A 20945-nucleotide genomic window follows, 5' to 3' on the forward strand; every position below is an offset into this window, starting at 1 on the left:
AGGGGTGCCATGCGCGACATGGGCGACGTGCCGGTCCTGGTGATCACGGGCACGGGCACGGAGGTCGGCAAGACGGTGGTGACCGCCGCCGTCGCGGCGACGGCACTGGCGGCCGGGCGGTCGGTGGCCGTGCTGAAGGCCGCGCAGACCGGGGTGGGGCCGGACGAGCCCGGGGACGCCGGGGAGGCGGTCCGGCTCGCGGGACCCGTGACGGCGGCCGAAGTCGCCCGGTTCCCCGAGCCGTTGGCGCCGGCGACGGCCGCGCGGCGGGCCGGGCTCGCCCCGGTGCGCCCGGAGGCGGTGGCGGAGGCCGCGGCCAAGCTGGCCACCGAGCACGACCTGGTGCTGGTCGAAGGGGCGGGCGGACTGCTCGTCCGGTTCGACACGGCGGGCGGGACCCTGGCGGACGTGGCGGGGTTGCTCCGGGCGCCGGTGCTGGTCGTGGCGACGGCGGGCCTGGGCACGCTGAACGCGACGGAGCTGACGGCACGCGAGCTGGGCGCGCGCGGCATCGGTCTGGCGGGGGTGGTGATCGGCAGCTGGCCCGCCGACCCGGACCTGGCGTGCCGCTGCAACCTCGCCGACCTGCCGGACGTGGCCGGCGCGCCCCTGCTCGGCGCCGTGCCCGCCGGGGCGGGCGCGCTCGATCCGGCCGCCTTCCGCGCGGCGGCACCCGGCTGGCTGGCGCCGCGGCTCGGCGGCACGTGGGACGCGGAGGTGTTCGGGGCACGGCAGGCGTCCTGAACGGGCGGCCCTCCTCCGAAGGCGGGCGGCCGTCCGGGAGGTGGGCGGCCGTCCGGGAGGCGGGCACCCGTCCGGGTGCGGCCCGTCCATGGCGAGCGGCCGCGGCGGGCGGCCGCCGGGAAGTGAACCGGCGGCGGGGGGATGCGCGGAGCCGTGTGCGGGGACGATCCGGGGTGAGGCCCGCCTCACGAGGAGGTCACATGCCGCTCCGCTCCCCCCGCTCCGGCACGGCGCCGCGGGATGCCGTGCACCACCCGCTGTTCGCCCGCTGCTACGCCCGGATCAGCACGGCCGCCGAGACCCGGGCGGGCATGGGCGGCGTGCGCGAGCGGCTGCTCGCCGGCCTGTCCGGGCGGGTCGTCGAGATCGGCGCGGGCAACGGGCTGAACTTCGCGCACTACCCGGGCGCGGTCGCGGAGGTGGTCGCCGTCGAACCGGAACGGGTGCTGCGGAGGTCCGCGATGGAGGCGGCGCTGCGCGCGGGGGTGCCCGTGGACGTGGTGCCGGGTGCGGCGGAGGCGCTGCCGGTCAAGGGCGAGGCGTTCGACGCGGCCGTGCTGTCGCTGGTGCTGTGCAGCGTCAGGGACGTGCCGCGGGCGCTCGGGGAGGTGCGGCGGGTGCTGCGGCCCGGCGGCGAGGTGCGGTTCTTCGAGCACGGGCGGGGCGGCGGCCCGGTCATGGGCGCCACCCAGCGGGTGCTGGACCGGACGGTGTGGCCGGCGCTGACCGGCGGCTGCCACCTGTCCCGTGACCCGGTCGCCGCGCTCAGGGCCGCCGGGTTCGAGATCGGCCCCTACCGGCGGACGCTGATGCCGGAGAAGGGGCCGAGGCTGCCCACCTCGTACTGCGTGACGGGCGTGGCGTGGCGCCCCGGCACCGCCGGTGACGCGGGGTAGTCACAGGCACCACTGGCGCAGTTCCCGGGCGATGTCGTCGACGGACGCCCGGCCGTCGTGCACCAGCCGGGCCAGGGCGAGGACCTGCTCCGGCGACGGGGCGACCTTCAGGCCGCCGGCCACGAGGTAGGCGTAGGCGACGGCCGTGGCGAACAGGGCGTTGGACCGCTCCAGCGCCGGGACGCGGATCAGGGACTGCAGCAGCGCCGCGGCCCGCGCGTGCGGACTGTCGTAGACGGGGACGCCGATGATCTCGGCCTGGTGACGGGCGACGGCGGCGACGAGGGCGCCCCAGTCGGTGACCTGGGGGTCCGTGGGCATCTTCCGCTCGGCGAGCATCAGCAGCCAGGCGAGGTCGATTCTCAGGTGGTCCAACGGATCAGCGGCGGCCGTCGCCTGCCCCCTCGGGGAACGCCTCGCCGGTGAACGTGTTCTCGGCGAACACCTTCTCGTACTGCCGCATGAAGTCGGCGGCGGCCTCCACGAACGTGTGGCCCACTTCGCCCACGTCGCGGCGGACCAGCTCCTCGATGTAACGGTTGACGCTCATGCCGCGGGCCAGGGCGCGCTCGCGTGCGGCCCGGGCGGTGTCCTCGTCCACCCGCACGTTCAGCTGGGTCTTCGCCATACCTCGACGCTAGCGCCGTACCGCTAGCAGCGGCAAGGCCGCCGTCGCCGCGCGCACGCCGCGTTCGCCGTACTGTGTGAGGCGGATCACCCTTTCCCGGCCGGGACGCGGACGTCCCACGCCCCCGCCGCCGAGCAAGGAGGCACCCGTGCCCACACCCGCCGCGGAGCACGCCCCGCCACCCGGGCCGGCCGGTCGGTTCGCCGCGCGCGCCCGGGGGCTGACCAAGGCGTACGGCTCGGGCGAGACGGCGGTGCTCGCCCTGGACTCGGTGGACGTCGACATCGCGGGCGGCCGTTTCACCGCGGTCATGGGGCCCTCGGGCTCCGGCAAGTCCACGCTGATGCACTGCCTGGCGGGGCTGGACACCGTGTCGGCCGGCCGGGTGTGGCTCGGGGACACCGAGATCACCGGGTTGAAGGACCGGGAACTGACCCGGCTGCGCCGGGACCGGGTCGGGTTCATGTTCCAGTCGTTCAACCTGGTTCCCACCCTGAACGCGCTGGAGAACATCACCCTGCCCCTGGACATCGCGGGCCGGCGGCCCGACGGGCGGTGGCTCGACCGGGTGATCGGCACGCTGGGCCTGCGCGACCGTCTCGGGCACCGGCCCGCGCAGCTCTCCGGCGGCCAGCAGCAGCGGGTGGCCTGCGCGCGGGCGCTGGTCTCCCGGCCCGAGCTGGTCTTCGCGGACGAGCCGACCGGCAACCTCGACTCCCGGGCCGGCCTGGAGGTGCTGGGCTTCCTGCGCGGGGCCGTCGACGACCTGGGGCAGACCGTCGTCATGGTCACCCACGACCCGGGCGCAGCCGCCCATTCCGACCTGGTGCTCTTCCTGGTGGACGGGCGGATCGTGGACCGGCTGGAACGGCCGACGGCCCCGGCGGTGCTGGAGCGCATGAAGCGGTTCGACGCGGTGCGCGGCCCGGCCGGCGACGACGGCGGCGGGTCCGCCGGGGCCGCGGGGAGGAGGGGCTGACCCGGTGCTCAAGGCCACCCTGCGGAGTTTTCTGGCGCACAAGGGCAGGCTGCTGCTGTCGGCGCTGGCCGTCGTGCTGTCCGTGGCGTTCGTCGCGGGCAGCCTGATCTTCTCCGACACCCTCGACCGCACCTTCGACCGGCTGTTCGCCTCGACGGCGGCCGATGTCACCGTCCGCCCCGAGGAGAGCCTGGACGAGACCCTCCCGTCGGGCCGGACCGCCACCCTGCCCGCCGCGCTCGCCGACCGGGTGGCCCGCGTCGAGGGGGTCGCCGCCGCCCGCGTGGACGCCGAGGCCGAGAACATCACCCTCGTCGACGCCGAGCGCCGGCCGGTGAGCCCCACCACCGGCGCGCCGACGACCGGCGGCAACTGGGACCCGGGCGAACGCGGCGCCGTCGAGCTGGGCTCCGGTCACGCCCCGCGCGGGCCGGGGCAGGCGGTGCTGGACGAGGTGACCGCCGACCGCGCGGGCGTACGGATCGGCGACACCCTCACCGTGATCGCCCCGCCGGGTTCCTTCCCGGTCGAGGTCGTCGGCATCGCCGCTTTCACCACCGCCAGCCCCGGCACCGCGCTGCTCTTCCTCGACACGCCGACCGCGCAGGCGCGGCTGCTGGGCGACGCCCACGCCGCGACCGGCATCTCCGTCGACGCCGCGGAGGGCGTCGACGACGAGCGGCTCAAGCGGCGTGTCGCCGCCGCGCTGGGTCCCGGCGCCTACACGTACCGGACCGCCGCCGAGCAGGCCGAGTCGGACGTCCGGCGGCTGGGCGACTTCCTCGACGTCCTGAAGTGGGTCATGCTCGGCTTCGCCGGGGTCGCCGTCCTCGTCGGCGTCTTCCTGATCGTCAACACGTTCTCCATGCTGATCGCCCAGCGCACCCGCGAACTGGGCCTGCTGCGGGCGCTGGGAGCCGACCGGCGCCAGGTCCGCCGGTCGGTGCTCGCCGAGGCGCTGCTGCTCGGCGTGGCCGGGGCCACGCTGGGGCTGGCCGCGGGGGTGGGGCTGGCCGCGGGGCTGATCGGGCTGATGAACGCGCTCGGCATGCGCATCCGCTCCACCGACATGGTGATCGGCTGGGTGACACCGGTCGCGGGGTACGCCGCCGGCATCGGCGTGACGCTCGTGGCGGCGTATCTCCCGGCCCGCCGGGCCGCGGCCGTCTCCCCGATGGCGGCGCTCGCGGAGACCGAGGCGGCCGGCGCGGGCCGGCCGCTGCGGGCGCGTGCGGTGGCGGGCGCGGTCACCGGGGCGGCGGGCGCCGCCGCGCTCGCCGGGTGCGCGGCGGCGTCCCGCACGGGTCCGGCGGCGTCCCTGCTCGGCGCCGGTGTCCTTCTGACGCTCGTCGCCACCGTGGCCGCGGGCCCCTTGCTGGTCCGGCCGGTGATCCGGGTCCTCGGCGCGGCCTTCCCCGCCCTGTTCGGCGCCGTCGGCCTGCTGGGCCGGCGCAACGCCCTGCGCAATCCGCGCCGCACCGGCGCCACCGCCGCCGCGCTGATGGTGGGGATCGCCCTGGCCGTGGGGATGTCCGTGGCCGGCGCCTCGATCACCGCCTCCTTCGACCGGCAGATCGACCGGACGCTGGGCTGTGACTTCATCGTCCGCAACGGCAACTCCGCGCCCTTCCCCCGCGAGGTCACCGAGGCGGTGCGCGACACGCCCGGCGCCGGACTGGTCGTACGCTCCCGGTTCGCGCCGGTCGCGGTGCGGCTGCCGGACGGCGACCGCGTGGAGACCACCGCCACGGCCTACGACCCCCGGCTCGACGAGGTCGCCGACCTCGCCTACGCGCACGGGAACGGCCGCGCCGCGCTCGCGCCGGGGCGGCTGGCGATGGACGCGGAGTTCGCCCGGGAGCACGGCGTCCGTCCCGGCGCCGCGGTCCCCGTCGAGTTCCAGGGCGGGCGCACCGCCGGGCTGACCGTGGGCGCCCTGACCGGCCGGGAGTCCGCCGCGGGGTTCCGGGCGCCGGGCGGGCTGTTCCTGGGCCTGTCCACGCTGGAGCGGTACGCGCCGGGCGGCCGGGACGCCGTGCTGTACGTGAACGCCGCCGCCGGCACGGGCGACGACGAGCTGCGCGCGGCCCTGGAGCGGACGCTCGCCCCCTACCCGCAGGTGCAGGTGCGCGACCAGGCCGGTTACAAGGAGCTGGTGCGCGACCAGATCGCCGTCCTGCTCCACCTCGTGTACGCGCTGCTGGGGCTGGCGATCGTCATCGCGGTCCTCGGCGTGGTCAACACCCTCGCCCTGTCGGTGGTGGAGCGCACCCGGGAGATCGGGCTGCTGCGGGCGATCGGGCTCTCCCGGCGCGGGCTGCGGCGGATGATCCGGCTGGAGTCGGTGGTGATCGCGGTGTTCGGCGCGGTGCTGGGGCTGGCGCTGGGCCTGGTGTGGGGCGTGTGCACCCAGCGGGTGCTGGCCCTGGAGGGCATGACGGCGTTCGCCGTCCCGTGGGGCACGGTCGCCGCGGTCGTGCTCGGCTCGGCGGTGGTGGGGGTCGTGGCGGCGCTGCTGCCCGCGTCGCGTGCGTCCCGCATGAATGTGCTGACGGCCATCGCGCACGAGTGATTGACTCACCTGCGTCCACAAGTCCCGTTTCCGGATGGAGAGTTGATGAAACGTCCGTTCCGCTTCGGCGTCAACCTCGTGGACCCCGCCCCGGACGGGGAATGGCGCGCCAAGTGCCGCCGGGCCGAGGAGCTGGGGTACGACGTGATCCTCGTCCCCGACCACCTGGGCATGGCGGCGCCGTTCCCGGCGCTGGTCGCGGCGGCCGAGGCCACCGAGCGCCCGCGGCTGGGCACGTTCGTCCTCAACGCGGGGTTCTGGAACCCGGCACTGCTGGCCCGCGAGGTGGCGACGGCGGACGCGCTGACCGGCGGGCGCCTGGAACTCGGGCTCGGCGCCGGCTACGTACCGGCGGAGCACGAGGCGGCCGGGCTGCCGTTCGGCTCGCCGCGCGAGCGGGTCGACCACCTGCGGCGCACGGTGGAGGAGCTGGACCGGCTGCTGGGCTCACCCGAGTACCGGCCGCAGCCGGTGCAGCGGCCCGGGGTGCCGCTGCTGATCGGCGGCAACGGCGACCGGATGCTGCGGCTGGCCGCCGAGCACGCCGACATCGCCGCCTTCACGGGCGCCCGTGCCGTGCCGGGTGGCACGACGGGGCACCTGGCCCCGATCACGGCCGGGGAACTCGACGAGCGCGTGGCGCGGTACCGGGAGCTGGCCGCGGGCCGCGCGCGGCCCGCGGAGCTCAACCTGCTCGTCCAGCAGGTCCTCGTCACCGAGGACCGCGAGGCCGCGGTGCGGCCCCTCCTGGACGCGGCGCCGCACCTGACCACCGCGCAGGTGCTGGAGCTGCCGATCCTCCTCGTCGGGACGGTGGAACAGATCACCGCGCAGGTCCGGGCCCAGCGGGAGCGGTACGGGTTCACCTACCTGACCGTCCTGGAACCGTCCATGGAGGCGTTCGCCCCGGTCATGGCGGCCCTGCGCGACGCCTGACCGTCCGCATCGCGGAAAGAGCCGCGCGGCCGGGCCCGGTGGTGGTGTGATCACGGCATGGACGAGCTGCGGATACGGGCCGCCGGGCCCGGGGACCTGGACGCCGTGCTGGCCTTCTGGAAGGTCGCCGCCGAGGGCACGAGCATCACCGACGACCGGGACGGCGTGGAACGGCTTCTCGCCCGGGATCCCGGGGCGCTGATCCTGGCCGAGCGCGACGGCGAGCCGGCCGGCACGGTGATCGCGGGCTTCGACGGCTGGCGCTGTCACCTGTACCGGCTGGCCGTCCATCCGGACCACCGCCGCCAGGGCATCGCCTCGGCCCTTCTCGCCGCCGCGGAGGAGCGGTTCGTACGGCTCGGGGGACGCCGCGGGGACGCGATGGTGCTGGTGCGCAACGAGCGGGCGCAGCACGCGTGGCGGGCGGCCGGGTACGCGCCGCAGGAGCAGTGGCGGCGCTGGGTGAAGCACCTGGCGGACTGACGCGCCGGGACGCGGGCGCCTCACCGCTCCCGCGGACGGGACGGCCGGTGGTGCGGCGGCCGTCCAGGGCGGCCGGGGGGCGGCCCGCCGGCGCCGGAGCCCGCGAGAGCGCCGCCCGCCCTTCTTTGCCCATCCTTTACCCGGAGCGGGCCACTCGGTCTCCATGAACGGTTGCCTCCGGTCCTCCACGGGCGGTTGCGAGTCCCCGCCCGTCGCGCGATCCCCCGTCGCCCGGTCGATCGTGGAAGGGAGGTGAGTCGATGCCCGAGGTGCTCCTGCTGCTGGTGGCGATCCTGCTCTCGCTCGCGTGCGGTGCCTTCGTCGCCGCGGAGTTCTCCCTGACCACCGTGGAGCGCGGCGAGCTGGAGCGGGCCGCGGCGCGCGGCGAGCGGGGCGCGGCGGGCGCCCTGAAAGCCGTACGGAACCTGACCTTCCAGCTCTCCGGGGCGCAGCTCGGCATCACGGTCACCAACCTGGTGGTCGGCATGCTCGCCGAGCCCTCGATCGCCGCGCTGATCGCGGGTCCGCTGCGGGACGCCGGCGCCTCCCGCGCGGCCGCCTCCTCCCTGGCGCTGGTACTGGGCACCGCCCTGTCGACGGTGTTCCTGATGGTCGTCGGCGAGCTGGTGCCCAAGAACTGGGCGATCTCCTCCCCGCTGGCCGTGGCCCGGCGGGCGGGCAATCCGCAGCGCTGGTTCAGCGCCGCCTTCCGGCCCTTCATCACCCACCTGAACAACACGGCCAACCGGGTCGTGCGCCGGCTCGGTGTGGAGCCCACGCACGAGCTGGCCGCCACGCGCGGGCCGCAGGAGCTGGCGGCGCTGGCCCGGCACTCCGCGAGGCAGGGCGCGCTGGAGGCCGACACCGCGGAGCTGTTCGTGCGGACGCTGAACCTCGCCGACCTGACCGCCGAGAACGTGATGACCCCGCGTGTGCAGGTGGTCGCCCTGGACGCCCGGGCGACCTGCGAGGACGTGGCGAACGCGACCCGGGCGACCGGCCTGTCCCGCTTCCCCGTCTACCTCGGCACCCTCGACGCGGTCGTGGGCACCGCGCACATCAAGGACGTCCTGGCCGTGCCCGCCGAGCGCCGGCCCCGGGTCCCGGTCTCCGAGCTGATGCGCGAGCCGCTGCTGGTCCCGGCGACGCTCACCGTGGACCGGCTGCTCGACCGGCTCTCCGGCCGGCGCACGATGGCCGTGGTGATCGACGAGTACGGCGGGACGGCGGGGGTGGCCACGCTGGAGGACATCGTCGAGGAGGTCGTCGGCGAGGTCCGCGACGAGCACGACCCGCACGAGGCGCCGGAGCTGGACCCGGCCGGCACCGACGAGAGCGGGCGCCCCCTGTACCGGGCCGACGGCGCGGCCCGGGTGGACCGGCTCGCGGGGGTCGGGCTCCGGGTGCCCCAGGGGCCGTACGAGACGCTGGCCGGCCTGGTCGCGCACACCCTGGGACGCATCCCCGCCCCCGGCGACACCGTCCTGGTGGCCGGCTGGCGGCTGGACGTGGTGGACGCCGCCGGCCACCGGGCGGCCCGCGTCCTGCTGCGCGCGCCGCTGGACGGCGAGCGGACGGGGACCGCCGAGGACCCGGGCGGCCCGCGCGGGTCCGGGAAGGCCCGGGGCGCGGAGGGCCGCGGGGAGCCGGAGACCAGGGAGGCCGGGCGATGACCGCCGTACAGCTGCTGATCGGTCTGGCGACACTGGTCGTCAACGCCTTCTTCGTGGGCGCCGAGTTCGCGCTGATCTCCGTACGCCGCAGCCAGGTCGAGCCGTACGCCGAGCGGGGGGACCGGCGGGCGCGGAGCGTGCTGTGGGGGCTGGAGCACGTGTCCGCGCTGATGGCGGCGGCGCAGCTCGGCATCACGCTGTGCACGCTGGTCCTCGGTGTGGTCGCGGAGCCGGCGATCGCGCACCTGCTGGAGCCGGTGTTCCACGCGGCGGGCGTGCCGAGCGGTGCCGGGCACGCGGTGTCCTTCGTGATCGCCCTGGCCCTGGCCACCTATCTGCACATGCTGCTCGGCGAGATGGTGCCGAAGAACATCGCGCTGGCGGAGCCGGTGCGCAGCGCGCTGCTGCTCGGTCCGCCGCTGGTGGCGCTCTCCCGGGCGCTGCGGCCGGTGATCTTCACGGTCAACGCCTTCGCCAACGCCCTGCTGAGGCTGCTCAGGGTCCAGACGCGGAACGAGGTGTCGGCGACCTTCACGGACACCGAGCTGGCCGAGATCGTCAAGGACGCCAGTGAGGCCGGGCTCATCGACGACCGGGCGCAGGAGCGGCTGCACGACGCGCTGGAGCTGGGCCGGCGGCCGGTGCGCGATGTGGTGCTGCCGCTGGAACGGGTGGTGTACGCCCGCGTGGGAATCACGCCCGAGCGGCTGGAGCGGCTGTCCGCCGAGTCCGGGTTCTCCCGTTTCCCGGTGGTGGACGACGGGCGGCGGATCGTCGGCTATCTGCACGTGAAGGACGCGCTGGACGCCTCGCCGCGGGACGCGCCCTTCCGGCTGCGGGACATGCGGCCCGTCGCGCGGGTGCGGGAGAGCACGCCGCTGGACGACGTGCTCACGGCGATGCGGGGCAGCCGCACGCACCTGGCGGCCGTGCTCGGCGCCGACGGGCGGCCGGCGGGGTTGGTGACCATGGAGGACGTGCTGCGGGAACTGTTCGGGCAGCGCGCCTGAGGCGGGCGGACGGGGCGGCCGACCGGTGGGTATGTGCACGGGATAGCATCTTCGTCGCCATGCGGATGAACCCCACGTACACCAGCCTCGTCGCGGTCGGCGACTCCTTCACCGAGGGCATGTCGGACCTGCTGCCGGACGGCTCCTACCGCGGCTGGGCGGATCTCCTCGCCGCGCGGATGGCGGCCCGGGTCCCCGGCTTCCGGTACGCCAACCTCGCGGTGCGCGGGAAGCTGATCGGGCAGATCGTCGAGGAGCAGGTGGACCTGGCAGCGGCCATGGGCGCCGACGTGATCACACTGGTGGGCGGACTCAACGACACCCTGCGCCCCAAGTGCGACATGGGGCGGGTGCGCGATCTGCTCACCGAGGCCGTGGAGCGGCTGGCACCGAACTGCAAGCAGCTGGTGCTGATGCGCAGCCCCGGCCGCCAGGGCCCGGTCCTGGAGCGTTTCCGGCCGCGCATGGAGGCGCTGTTCACCTGCATCGACGACCTCGCCGCCCGGCACGGCGCGCTCGTCGTCGACCTGTACGGGGCACCCTCGCTGGGCGACCCGCGGCTGTGGGACGTGGACCGGCTGCACCTGACCGCCGAGGGGCACCGCCGGGTCGCGGAGGCGGTGTGGCAGGCGCTCGGCCACGAACCGCAGGACCCCGACTGGCACACGCCGATGCCGGCGACGCCGCCGCCGGGGTGGGTCACGCGGCGGATCGAGGACGTCCGGTTCGCCCGGCGGCACCTGCTGCCGTGGATCGGCCGCCGGCTGACCGGCCGCTCCTCGGGCGACGGCCGCCCGGCGAAGCGGCCCGAGCTGCTGCCCTACGAGGGGCCGGTGGCCTGAGCCCTCCCGCCCCGCGGCCCTCCCTCGTAGGTTCCGCCGAAGGGGACCGCGGCGCCGGCCTGCAGGAACCGCCAGTAGAATCCGTACACGTGACTTCCGCTCCCGCCAAGCCCCGCATCCCCAACGTCCTCGCCGGACGCTACGCCTCCGCCGAGCTCGCCACGCTCTGGTCGCCCGAGCAGAAGGTGAAGCTGGAGCGGCAGCTCTGGCTCGCCGTGCTGCGCGCCCAGAAGGACCTCGGCATCGAGGTGCCCGACGAGGCGATCGCCGACTACGAGCGCGTCCTCGACCGGGTCGACCTGGCCTCCATCGCCGAGCGGGAGAAGGTCACCCGGCACGACGTGAAGGCGCGGATCGAGGAGTTCAACGACCTCGCCGGGCACGAGCACGTGCACAAGGGCATGACCTCCCGCGACCTGACGGAGAACGTCGAGCAGCTGCAGATCCGGCTGTCTCTGGAGCTGATGCGCGACCGCACGGTGGCCGTCCTGGCCCGCCTGGGCAAGCTGGCCGGCGAGTACGGCGAGCTGGTCATGGCCGGCCGCTCGCACAACGTGGCCGCGCAGGCCACGACGCTGGGCAAGCGGTTCGCCACCGCCGCCGACGAGCTGCTCGTCGCCTACGGCCGGGTCGAGGAACTGCTGGGCCGCTACCCGCTGCGCGGCATCAAGGGCCCGGTCGGCACCGCGCAGGACATGCTGGACCTGCTGGGCGGGGACGCGGGCAAGCTCGCGGACCTGGAGCGGCGGATCGCCGGGCACCTGGGCTTCTCCGAGGCGTTCACCTCGGTCGGCCAGGTCTACCCGCGCTCGCTGGACTACGAGGTCGTGACCGCGCTGGTGCAGCTGGCGGCGGCGCCGTCCTCGCTGGCGAAGACGATCCGGCTGATGGCCGGGCACGAGCTGGTCACCGAGGGCTTCAAGCCCGGCCAGGTCGGCTCCTCGGCGATGCCGCACAAGATGAACACCCGCTCCTGCGAGCGCGTCAACGGCCTGATGGTCGTCCTGCGCGGCTACGCCTCGATGGCCGGCGAACTGGCGGGCGACCAGTGGAACGAGGGCGACGTGTCCTGCTCGGTGGTGCGCCGGGTCGCGCTGCCCGACGCGTTCTTCGCACTCGACGGCCTGCTGGAGACGTTCCTGACCGTGCTCGACGAGTTCGGCGCCTTCCCGGCCGTCGTCGCCCGCGAACTGGACCGCTACCTGCCGTTCCTGGCCACCACCAAGGTGCTGATGGCCTCGGTGCGCGCGGGGGTCGGCCGCGAGGTCGCGCACGAGGCGATCAAGGAGAACGCCGTCGCCTGCGCCCTCGCCATGCGCGAGCAGGGCGCCGGGCGCAACGAGCTGCTCGACCGGCTCGCCGCCGACGAGCGCATCCCGCTCGACCGCGCGGGGCTGGACGCGCTGATGGCCGACAAGCTGTCCTTCACCGGTGCCGCGGCCGACCAGGTCGCCGCCGTCGTCGGCCGCGTCGAGGAGATCGTGAAGCGGCACCCCCGGGCCGCCGCGTACACCCCGGGGGCGATCCTCTGACGCGCTTCACTCCCGAGGAGTTGGAGGCCGCCCGCGACCGTCCGGTGCCGGACGTCGTCGCGGACGGCCTCCGCGTGCTCTTCTGCGGCATCAACCCCGGTCTGATGTCGGCCGCGACCGGTCACCACTTCGCCCGCCCCGGCAACCGCTTCTGGCCGGTGCTGCACCTGTCCGGTTTCACCCCCAGGCGGCTGGAGCCGTCCGAGCAGCGGGAGCTGCTGTCGTACGGGCTCGGCATCACCAACGTGGTCGCGCGGCCGACCGCGCGGGCGGACGAGCTGAGCGCACAGGAGTACCGGGAGGGCGGGCGGCTGCTCGCCCTGAAGGTGGCGCGGCTGCGGCCCCGCTGGCTGGCCGTCGTGGGCGTGACCGCGTACCGGGCGGCGTTCGACGACCGCAAGGCGAAGGTGGGCCCGCAGGAGCGGACGATCGGGGACACGCGCGTGTGGGTGCTGCCCAACCCCAGCGGGCTGAACGCGCACTGGACGGCGCAGACGATGGCGGAGGAGTTCGCGCGGCTGCGGGTCGCCGCCCAGGAGTGAATCCGGGCGGGCCGCGGCCGTCCGCCCCGCGCGTGGCCGTGGCCCGGACCCCGGTCACGAAGGCGCCGCCGACCGCGCGCAGGGCCGTCGGCGTCGGGCGGAGGGCGCGTTCCACGACCTCGGGCACCCGCTCGCCCCGGCCGGGGCCGTCCGCGCGGCGGAGCGGGCGCAGCCGGACGGGCGGGAGGGCGCCGTCCCGGTGGAGCCGGGGGCGCGGAACGCGCGCGGGCGGTGATCGCGGCGTACGCGCCGGGCCGAGCGGGCGGTCGGGGCCGTGCTCGCCGGGGAGCGGCGCGCCGAGTACGATCCGGCCGACACGCGCACGAGCTGGGAGGACGGACGGTGGGGCGGCTGACCGGCGGGGACCCCTCGCTGCTGCGGAGGATCAACTCCGCGGTGGTGCTGCACGCGTTGCGTGCCACGGACTGTGCGACGCTCACCGAGATCACGCGGGTGACGGGGCTGTCCCGGCCGACCGTCGAAGGCGTCGTGGAGGGACTGGTCGAGGCGGGTCTCGTCGTCGAGAAGGCCGCGGAGGAAGGCGCCGCCCGGCGGCAGGGGCGGCCCGCGCGGCGGTTCCGGTTCCGCGCGGAGGCGGGTCATCTGCTGGGGCTGGAGATCGGGGCGCACCGGGTCGCGGCGCTGCTGGCCGACCTGGACGGCCGGGTGATCGGCGCGCAGGTCAAGGAGGTCGACGAGTGCGCCCCGGCCGACGAGCGGCTGGAGCGGCTGCGCACGACGGTGGCCGAACTGCTGCGCCGGGCCGGTGTCGCGCGCGGCTCCCTGCGGGCCGTGGGCGTGGCCACGCCGGGCATCGTGGAGGCGGGCGGCACGATCCGGCTGGGCACGGCGCTGCCCGAATGGACGGGACTGCGCCTGGGCGAGCGGCTGAGCCGTTCCTTCAAGTGCCCGGTGCTGGTGGAGAACGACGCGAACGCGGCGGCGGTCGCCGAACACTGGAAGGGTGCCGCGACCGAGTCCGACGACATGGTGTTCGTGCTGGCCGGGCTGAGCCCGGGAGCCGGTTCGCTGATCGGGGGGCGGCTGCACCGCGGGTACGGCGGGGCGGCCGGGGAGATCGGGGCGCTGCATCTGCTGGGCCGGGAGGCGAGGCCGGAGACGCTGCTGTCGACCACCGGCCGGCCGCTGCACCCGCTGGACGAGCAGGCGGTCGCCGAGGTCTTCGCACGGGCCCGGGAGGGCGACGGGCGGGCCCGCGCGGCCGTCGAGCGGTTCATCCAGCGACTGGTGCACGACGTGGCGGCGCTGGCACTGGCGCTCGACCCGGAGCTGGTGGTGATCGGCGGCTGGGCGTCGGGGCTGGACGGCGTGCTGGAACCGCTGCGGCGCGAACTGGCCCGGTACTGCCTGCGCCCGCCGAAGGTGACGCTGTCGCTGCTCGGGGAGGCCGCCGTGGCCACCGGGGCGCTGCGGCTGGCCCTGGACCACGTGGAGGAGCAGCTGTTCGCGGTGGACGGTACGGTGACGGCCCCTCGCCGGTGACCGGCGCGGGCCCGTGTCCGGTGGCGTGCGGTCGTCAGGAGGCCCGGCGGTGCGGGTCGTGGTCGATCCGCACGCCGCCCGAGTCGCCGAACGTCAGCCGGCAGGTGTCCGCGCGGTAGGTGGCGACGGAGAGCGCGGCGGTGCGGCTCCGGGCGACGTAACGGGTGGTGACGACGAGGACGGGCGATCCCGGGAGTCGGTCCAGCGCCTTGGCGTCCTCGGCGCGGGCCGAGCCGAGTTCCACGGTGCTCTCCTGACGCTCCAGCTCCCGGCGCTGCAGTTCGCGCAGTACGGCACGCGCGCGTGCGGGTCCGGCCGGGGCCTCTATGGCGGACAGGTCGGGCACCGAGGAGGCGGGGACGTGGAGCAGTTCGGCGGCCACGGGCCGGCCGTGCGTGGTGCGGAAGCGGCGCACGGTGTGCACGGGCTCGTCGCGGCCGGTGCCCAAGGCGTCGGCGACGGCCGCGGGCGGGACCGCCAGGGCGCAGTCGGCCGGTTGCCAGGCGTCACCGGCCGCTCCGGGCCAGACGTGCTGCTCCGTGCCGACGGACACGCCCACGCGCGGCGGGGCGACGGTCGTGCCGACACCGCGGCGGCGCTGGAGCCGGCCTTCTAGTTCGAGCTGTTCCAGGGCCTGGCGGAGCGTTGCGCGGGCGACGCCGAAACGCGCGGCGAGCTCCCGTTCGTTGGGCAGGATCTCCCCGACGGAGAACTCCGTCTCCAGCGCCTCGCTCAACACGGTCCTCAGGTGCCAGTACTTGGGCTCCGGCACCGATTCCACCTGCGTGGTCCCCACCCTGTCCTCCGCGATCGCCGTGTCTGCGGCGGCGTTTTCCGCGCCCTTGTTTATTAAAGGTTGTTGCAGTTCCCTGCGACCATAGGTCGGCCCCCACCCTTGGTCAAGACCAATCCCGGGTCCCTCGCGCGCCGCGCCGCCGGCGACGCGGCGGGGACTCCCGCGGCGAGTCCGTACGGTTCCGCGGGCGTGGCACGACGGCGCGGCCCCCGCCCTGCGACGGGGGCCGCGCCCGGATCCCGGAACGGTCAGACGGCGGCCAGGGACCTCAGCTTGTCGGGATTGCGGATGATGTGGACGACCTGGATGAGGCCTTCGGCGACCTCCACCTGGAAGACGGCGTCGGGCTCGCCCCCCGACAGGATCAGCACGGCGGGAGCGCCGTTGACTTCCAGGAAGCGCAGGGACGCGCCGGAGACGCCGCCCTTGCGGGTCGCGCCCAGGATGAAGCGGCCCACCTTGTCGGCGCTCTCCAGCACCCGCAACGGCGCCCGGGCCTTGCCGCCGCTGTCGCCGACGAGGCGGACGTCGGGCGCGAGCAGGGACATCAGCCCCTCCAGGTCCCCGCCGGCCGCGGCGGTGAGGAAGCGCTCGGTGAGATCGCGGCGCCGGGCGGGGTCGACGTCGTAGCGCGGGCGCCGCTCCTCGACGTGCTTGCGGGCCCGCCCGGCGAGCTGCCGCACCGCCGCCTCGCCGCGGTCGAGCATGGCGGCGATCTCGGCGTACGGGTAGCCGAACGCCTCCCTGAGCACGAACACCGCCCGTTCCAGGGGCGAGAGGGACTCCAGGACGACGAGGAGGGCGAGGGAGACGGAGTCGGCGAGCACGGCCCGCTCGGCGGCGTCGGGCTCGGTGCCCGCGTGGTCGGTGTAGTGGGTGACGTACGGCTCGGGAAGCCAGGGACCGACGTACGTCTCGCCCCGCGACTTGATCTGGCGCAGCCGGTCGACGGCGAGACGCGTGGTGACGCGCACGAGGTAGCCGCGCGGTTCGCGGACCGACGCGCGGTCGGCGGCGGACCAGCGCAGCCAGGCGTCCTGGACCACGTCCTCCGCGTCGGCCAGGCGCCCCAGCATGCGGTAGGCCACGCCCAGGAGGACGGGGCGGTGCTCCTCGAAGACGTCGGCGGCGGTGTCGGTGTCGGTGGTCACGGGGCCATCCCAGCGGACGCGTCCGGCGGTGTCCAGCGGGACCGGCGCCCCGGCCGGGCGGCGGGCGCGGTGTGACATGCGGCGTACCGCGTGCGGTGTGGCCGGTTGTTCACCTCGGGTTCGCGTGGGCGCCGCGAAGTCCGCGTAGGTGTGGCACCGACACCGGCCGGACCACCCGTCCCTGGAGGCACCCCCATGTCCCACCGTCCCCTCCCGGACCGCCGCAGCGTCCTGCGCGGCTCCCTGGCCGCCTCGGCGGCCCTGACCCTGCCCACGGCGCTCGGCGCGGCACCGGCCTTCGCCCGGTCCGGGCGGCCCGGTGCGGGCTGGGGCGTGCAGACGGGGGACGTGACCACCGACTCGGGACTGGTGTGGGTGCGCTCCGACCGGCCCGCCCGCATGATCGTCGAGACGTCGGCGACCGAGTCGTTCCGCGCCCCGCGCAGATGGCGCGGTCCGCTGCTGGGGCCGGACACGGACTTCACCGGCACGACCCGGCTGCGCGGCCTGCCGCCCGGCGAGCAGATCCACTACCGGGTGCTGCTCGCCGACCCCGACGACCCGCGCCGCACCGGCGAGCCGGTGACCGGCACGTTCCGGACGGTGCCGGTCCGCCGTCGCGACGGGGTGCGGTTCGTGTGGTCCGGCGACCAGGCGGGCCAGGGCTGGGGCATCAACCCCGGCCTCGGCGGCTACCGCATCTACGACGCGATGGCCCGCCTGGACCCCGACTTCTTCCTGTGCAGCGGCGACACCATCTACGCCGACGGCCCCATCCCCGAGACGCAGGCGCTCCCCGACGGCACCACCTGGCGGAACATCACCACCGAGGAGAAGTCCAAGGTCGCCGAGACGCTCGCCGAGTTCCGCGGCAACTTCCGCTACAACCTGCTCGACGAGAACCTGCGGCGGTTCAACGCCCAGGTGCCGTCGATCATCCAGTGGGACGACCACGAAGTGCGCAACAACTGGTACCCGGGCCAGGTCGTCGCGGACACGGACGGCCGGTACACCGAGAAGAGCGTGGACGTGCTGGCGGCCCGGGCGCGGCGCGCGTTCGCCGAGTACTTCCCCATCTCGACGCTGCGGCCGGGGGCGCGGGAGGGCCGCGTGTACCGGGTGCTGCGGCAGGGCCCGCTGCTGGACGTGTTCGTGCTGGACATGCGGACGTACCGCAACGCCAACTCGTCCGGCGACCAGACGGTGGACCCGCAGGGCATCCTCGGCCGGGAGCAGCTGGAGTGGCTCAAGCGGGAGCTGGCGCGATCGCGTGCCGTGTGGAAGGTGATCGCCGCGGACATGCCGATCGGCCTGGTGGTGCCCGACACGTCGGAGGGGCGGCCGAACGTCGAGGCGGTGGCACAGGGCGACCCGGGCGCCCCGCTGGGGCGCGAGCTGCAGATCGCGGAGCTGCTGCGGTTCGTCAAGCACCGGCGGATCACCGGCACGGTGTGGCTGACGGCCGACGTGCACCACACCTCGGCCCAGCACTACCAGCCGTCGCGGGCGGCGTTCAAGGACTTCGAGCCGTTCTGGGAGTTCGTCTCCGGCCCGCTGAACGCCGGGGCGTTCCCGGCCAGTCCGCTCGACGGCACCTTCGGGCCGGAGCGGGTGTTCGTGAAGGCGCCGACCGCCTCGAACGTCTCGCCCGCCGGCGGCTACCAGTTCTTCGGCGAGGTCGACATCGACGGCGACAGCGGGGAGATGACGGTGCGGCTGCGCGAGCAGGACGGCACGGTGCTGTTCACGCGGGTGCTCCAGCCGGGCCGGGTCGGCCAGTGACTCCCGTAGCCTGGTGAGTGCGCCGCGCACCGGTGTCATCCCCCGGTGCGCGGCGCGCGTTTGGCCCCGTCCCGGCCCCCGTCCACACGCCGCAACCAGGACAAACGGTACAAAAGGCACAGAGGGCTCTTTACCCAGCGGTCACAGGGCGTTCGTGATCACGCAACACCGTTCCTCCACAGTGGCCGTATGAGCCGAGAAATGTCTGATGTGACGCGCGCCAAGCACGGCCGTCCGGTACGCCACTGGCGGCGGGACATGGTCGAACTCGCCGCCCTGTTCACGGCGGTCGCCGCGGCGGACACCGTGGCACAGTTGGTGGGCCACGGCCCGGACGGCCCGGTCCTGCTGGTGGTCTCGGCGATCGCCCTGGTCGCCACGGCGGGGTTCCACCTGTGGTGGTCACGCCGCCACGGCCACGCACCGCCGGCGGACGATACCGGCGCCCGGCCGCCGTGCGCCGGCCGGCTGGCCGAGCCCGCCGGCCGGACCGCGCCGGAGCGTCCCGGCGGGTCGGACTGCGGAGTGGACAGCGTGCTGTGGCGGATGCGGACGACGGTGCGGGACGAGCCCGGATCGCTGGCCGCGCTGTGCGCCGCCCTCGCCGACCGGCGGGTGGACATCCTGAGCCTGCAGACGCATCCGCTGGGCGAGGGCACCGTCGACGAGTTCCTGCTGCGCGCCCCGGCCGGGGTCGAGGCGCCCGAGATCACCCGGGCGGTGGCGCGGGCGGGCGGCAGCGGCTCCTGGATCGAGCGGGCGGACGCCCACGACCTGGTGGACGCGCCGACCCGCGTCCTGGAGCTGGCCACGCGGACCGCCCTGGACGCGGCGGAACTCCCCTTGGCGTTGCGCAGGCTGCTGGGCCGGTGCACGATCCGCTCGCTGCCCGCGCCGCCGGACGGCGACGGCCGGGAGGCGGGCGGTGTACCGGTCGAGGGCGTCCTGGAGGACACCGTGCTGCGGCTGCGCGCGCCGGAGGGCGGTGTGATCACGGTGGAGCGGCCGTACCTGCCGTTCACCCCGACCGAGTTCGCGCGCGCGAGGGCGCTGGTGGAGCTGGACACCCGGCTCGGTCCGCGCGTTCCGCGCGGCGGGGACGTGCTGTCGCTGCCCGAGGGCGGCGACCTCACGGTGCGCCGGGCCGGCACCCATGACGTGGAGGCGGCCAGGGCGATGCACGCGCGGTGCTCGGCGCGGACGCTCGGGTTGCGGTACCACGGACCGGTCGGTGACGCCGACCGCTATCTGGGCCACCTGCTCAGCCCGCGCTTCGGGCGGACGCTCGCCGTGCAGACCCCGTCGGGGCGCGTCGTCGGGCTGGGCCACCTGCTGTGGGACGGCGACGAGACGGAGGTCGCGCTGCTCGTCGAGGACGCCTGGCAGCGCCGCGGCATCGGCGGTGAGCTGCTGCGCCGGCTCGTCGCGATGGCCGCCGAGGCGGGCTGCGCCAGCGTGTACGCCGTCACGCAGTCGTCGAACACCGGCATGGTCGCCGCGATGCGCGGACTGGGCCTGCCCCTGGACTACCAGATCGAGGAGGGCACCCTGGTGGTCACCGCCCGCCTGGACCGGGCCGCCGCCGGGACCGGCGCGGCGTACGACCGGACGCAGGAGCGGTACGGCGGGCGGATCTGAGGAACGCCGTCCGCCCGCGCACCGTCCCTTGCCCGCCCCTCACTTCCGGGCCGGTACCCCTGCCCGCGGCGCTCCCGCCGCCCGCTCCCCCAGCGCCCCGTCCAGGTCGGCCCACAGGTCGTCGACGTCCTCCAGCCCCACCGACAGCCGCAGCAGCCGGTCGCTCACCCCGGCGGCGCGGCGGTCGCCGGCGTCGACGACGCGGTGGCTGATGGACGCCGGGTGCTGGATGAGGGTGTCGACGCTGCCGAGGCTGACGGCCGGGGTGACGAGCCGGACGCGGCCGATGACCCCGTGCGGGTCGCCGTGGACCTCGAAGGAGACCACCGCCCCGCCGAGGCGCGGGTAGTGGACGCGGGCGACGCGCGGGTCGGCGGCGAGCCGGCGGGCGAGTTCGGCGGCGTTCGCGGAGGCCGCCCGGACCCGCACGGGCAGGGTCGCCAGGCCGCGCAGCAGCAGGTAGCCGGCGAGCGGGTGCAGGACGCCGCCGGTGGCGAACCGCACCTGCCGCAGCCGGCCGGCGAACTCCTCGTCGCAGGCCACCACGCCCGCGAGCACGTCCCCGTGCCCGCCGAGGTACTTGGTGGCGCTGTGCAGCACCAGCCGGGCGCCCTGCCGGGCGGGACGCTGCAGCACGGGCGTCGCGAAGGTGTTGTCCACCAGCAGGGGGACGGATCCGCAGGCGTGGGCGACGGCCCGCAGGTCCACCTCGGCGAGCGTGGGGTTGGCCGGGGACTCGACCAGTACCAGCCCCGTGTCCGGACGCAGCGCGTCGGTGATGCCCGCCGGGTCGGTCCAGGTCACCTCCGTGCCGAGCAGCCCGGCGGTCAGCAGGTGGTCGCTGCACCCGTACAGGGGGCGTACGGCCACGACGTGCCGCGGGCCCGCCGCGCCCCGCGCCAGCAGGACGGCGCTCAGCGCGGCCATGCCGCTGGCGAAGGCGACCGCGGCCTCGGTGCCCTCCAGGCGGGCCAGCGCCGTCTCGAAGCGGGCGACGGTGGGATTGCCCAGCCGCCCGTACACGGGCGGACCGTCGGGTTCCGCGCCGGTGGCGGCGAAGGCGTCGACGCGGGCGGCCTCGCCGCGGCTGTCGGAGGAGGGGTAGGTGGTGGACAGGTCGATCGGCGGGGCGTGCAGCCCCTGTCCGGCGAGGTCGTCACGGCCGGCGTGCACGGCCTCGGTGGCCAGTGCTCTCGATGCGGTGGGCGTGTCCATGGCGCAAGAGTGAACGCGGGCCG

The 20945-nt window shown here is 75.5% G+C and carries 18 protein-coding genes and 1 pseudogene; 14 read left to right on the forward strand and 5 right to left on the reverse strand.

What is annotated here, in order from left to right; all coding sequences use genetic code 11:
* The first annotated feature begins 27 nt into the window (after positions 1-27).
* A complete protein-coding gene (bioD, locus tag ACSU6Z_RS03360) occupies positions 28-744 on the forward strand; it encodes a dethiobiotin synthase (protein ID WP_437050163.1) in 717 nt (238 codons plus the stop codon).
* Positions 745-944: 200 nt separating this feature from the next.
* Complete coding sequence (locus tag ACSU6Z_RS03365) at positions 945-1640, forward strand: class I SAM-dependent methyltransferase (protein WP_437042701.1); 696 nt, start codon at positions 945-947, stop codon at positions 1638-1640.
* On the opposite strand, the gene ACSU6Z_RS03370 is transcribed toward ACSU6Z_RS03365, so the two are convergent.
* Positions 1641-2015: a fic family toxin-antitoxin system, toxin component gene (locus ACSU6Z_RS03370; protein ID WP_437042702.1), complete on the reverse strand. Its 375-nt coding sequence runs from the start codon at positions 2013-2015 to the stop codon at positions 1641-1643.
* Between the two features lie 4 nt (positions 2016-2019).
* On the reverse strand, positions 2020-2268 hold the full coding sequence (locus tag ACSU6Z_RS03375) for a toxin-antitoxin system HicB family antitoxin (RefSeq protein WP_437042704.1): 249 nt from the start codon (positions 2266-2268) through the stop codon (positions 2020-2022).
* 148 nt (positions 2269-2416) lie between these two features.
* On the opposite strand from ACSU6Z_RS03375, the gene ACSU6Z_RS03380 reads away from it, so the two are divergent.
* The 10 genes and pseudogenes from ACSU6Z_RS03380 to ACSU6Z_RS03425 all read left to right on the forward strand — a co-directional run bounded on the left by ACSU6Z_RS03380 (position 2417) and on the right by ACSU6Z_RS03425 (position 14340).
* Positions 2417-3247, forward strand: coding sequence for an ABC transporter ATP-binding protein (locus ACSU6Z_RS03380; protein WP_437042707.1), 831 nt, complete (start codon positions 2417-2419; stop codon positions 3245-3247).
* Between the two features lie 4 nt (positions 3248-3251).
* Positions 3252-5819, forward strand: a complete 2568-nt coding sequence (locus ACSU6Z_RS03385) for an ABC transporter permease (RefSeq protein WP_437042709.1) — start codon at positions 3252-3254, stop codon at positions 5817-5819.
* A 45-nt stretch (positions 5820-5864) separates the two neighbouring features.
* On the forward strand, positions 5865-6755 hold the full coding sequence (locus ACSU6Z_RS03390; RefSeq protein ID WP_437042711.1) for an LLM class F420-dependent oxidoreductase: 891 nt from the start codon (positions 5865-5867) through the stop codon (positions 6753-6755).
* Positions 6756-6797: 42 nt separating this feature from the next.
* Positions 6798-7238, forward strand: a pseudogene (locus ACSU6Z_RS03395) (GNAT family N-acetyltransferase); the annotation flags it as partial.
* Positions 7239-7498: 260 nt separating this feature from the next.
* Complete coding sequence (locus tag ACSU6Z_RS03400; RefSeq protein WP_437042712.1) at positions 7499-8911, forward strand: hemolysin family protein; 1413 nt, start codon at positions 7499-7501, stop codon at positions 8909-8911.
* Positions 8908-9921 (forward strand): hemolysin family protein, encoded by a 1014-nt coding sequence (locus tag ACSU6Z_RS03405; RefSeq protein ID WP_437042714.1) that lies wholly within the window; start codon positions 8908-8910, stop codon positions 9919-9921. The genes ACSU6Z_RS03400 and ACSU6Z_RS03405 overlap by 4 nt, the downstream gene beginning before the upstream one ends.
* A 59-nt stretch (positions 9922-9980) precedes the next feature.
* Positions 9981-10763 carry an SGNH/GDSL hydrolase family protein gene (locus ACSU6Z_RS03410; RefSeq protein WP_437042716.1) on the forward strand — a complete coding sequence of 261 codons (783 nt, stop codon included), beginning with the start codon at positions 9981-9983 and terminating at the stop codon, positions 10761-10763.
* 89 nt (positions 10764-10852) lie between these two features.
* On the forward strand, positions 10853-12295 hold the full coding sequence (gene purB / locus ACSU6Z_RS03415) for an adenylosuccinate lyase (protein ID WP_437042718.1): 1443 nt from the start codon (positions 10853-10855) through the stop codon (positions 12293-12295).
* Entirely contained in the window at positions 12292-12837 is a 546-nt protein-coding gene (gene mug / locus ACSU6Z_RS03420; protein ID WP_437050165.1) for a G/U mismatch-specific DNA glycosylase, read from the forward strand. Before purB ends, mug begins: the two co-directional genes overlap by 4 nt.
* 342 nt (positions 12838-13179) lie before the next feature.
* Complete coding sequence (locus ACSU6Z_RS03425; protein ID WP_437042720.1) at positions 13180-14340, forward strand: ROK family transcriptional regulator; 1161 nt, start codon at positions 13180-13182, stop codon at positions 14338-14340.
* A 34-nt stretch (positions 14341-14374) separates the two neighbouring features.
* On the opposite strand, the gene ACSU6Z_RS03430 is transcribed toward ACSU6Z_RS03425, so the two are convergent.
* Entirely contained in the window at positions 14375-15136 is a 762-nt protein-coding gene (locus ACSU6Z_RS03430; RefSeq protein WP_437042722.1) for a GntR family transcriptional regulator, read from the reverse strand.
* 248 nt (positions 15137-15384) lie between these two features.
* Complete coding sequence (gene sigJ / locus ACSU6Z_RS03435; protein WP_437042723.1) at positions 15385-16287, reverse strand: RNA polymerase sigma factor SigJ; 903 nt, start codon at positions 16285-16287, stop codon at positions 15385-15387.
* A 195-nt stretch (positions 16288-16482) separates the two neighbouring features.
* Between sigJ and ACSU6Z_RS03440 the strand changes: the two genes are divergently transcribed.
* Positions 16483-18069, forward strand: a complete 1587-nt coding sequence (locus ACSU6Z_RS03440) for an alkaline phosphatase D family protein (RefSeq protein WP_437042726.1) — start codon at positions 16483-16485, stop codon at positions 18067-18069.
* A gap of 201 nt (positions 18070-18270) precedes the next feature.
* Entirely contained in the window at positions 18271-19707 is a 1437-nt protein-coding gene (locus ACSU6Z_RS03445; protein WP_437042728.1) for an N-acetyltransferase family protein, read from the forward strand.
* A gap of 39 nt (positions 19708-19746) precedes the next feature.
* Here the strand turns inward: ACSU6Z_RS03445 and ACSU6Z_RS03450 are convergent, their stop codons facing one another.
* Complete coding sequence (locus tag ACSU6Z_RS03450) at positions 19747-20922, reverse strand: trans-sulfuration enzyme family protein (RefSeq protein ID WP_437042730.1); 1176 nt, start codon at positions 20920-20922, stop codon at positions 19747-19749.
* Positions 20923-20945: the final 23 nt, after the last annotated feature.

The sequence above is a fragment of the Streptomyces sp. enrichment culture genome, from assembly GCF_964273145.1.
In the GTDB taxonomy this organism is placed as follows: domain Bacteria; phylum Actinomycetota; class Actinomycetes; order Streptomycetales; family Streptomycetaceae; genus Streptomyces.

Bases quoted from the DNA above. Each gene is read 5' to 3' on its own strand.
- ACSU6Z_RS03365 (WP_437042701.1), top strand. From the start codon at position 945: ATGCCGCTCCGCTCCCCCCGCTCCGGCACGGCGCCGCGGGATGCCGTG.
- ACSU6Z_RS03375 (WP_437042704.1), bottom strand. From the start codon at position 2,268: ATGGCGAAGACCCAGCTGAACGTGCGGGTGGACGAGGACACCGCCCGG.
- ACSU6Z_RS03390 (WP_437042711.1), top strand. From the start codon at position 5,865: ATGAAACGTCCGTTCCGCTTCGGCGTCAACCTCGTGGACCCCGCCCCG.
- ACSU6Z_RS03400 (WP_437042712.1), top strand. From the start codon at position 7,499: ATGCCCGAGGTGCTCCTGCTGCTGGTGGCGATCCTGCTCTCGCTCGCG.
- ACSU6Z_RS03405 (WP_437042714.1), top strand. From the start codon at position 8,908: ATGACCGCCGTACAGCTGCTGATCGGTCTGGCGACACTGGTCGTCAAC.
- ACSU6Z_RS03410 (WP_437042716.1), top strand. From the start codon at position 9,981: ATGCGGATGAACCCCACGTACACCAGCCTCGTCGCGGTCGGCGACTCC.
- ACSU6Z_RS03440 (WP_437042726.1), top strand. From the start codon at position 16,483: ATGTCCCACCGTCCCCTCCCGGACCGCCGCAGCGTCCTGCGCGGCTCC.
- ACSU6Z_RS03445 (WP_437042728.1), top strand. From the start codon at position 18,271: ATGTCTGATGTGACGCGCGCCAAGCACGGCCGTCCGGTACGCCACTGG.
- ACSU6Z_RS03450 (WP_437042730.1), bottom strand. From the start codon at position 20,922: ATGGACACGCCCACCGCATCGAGAGCACTGGCCACCGAGGCCGTGCAC.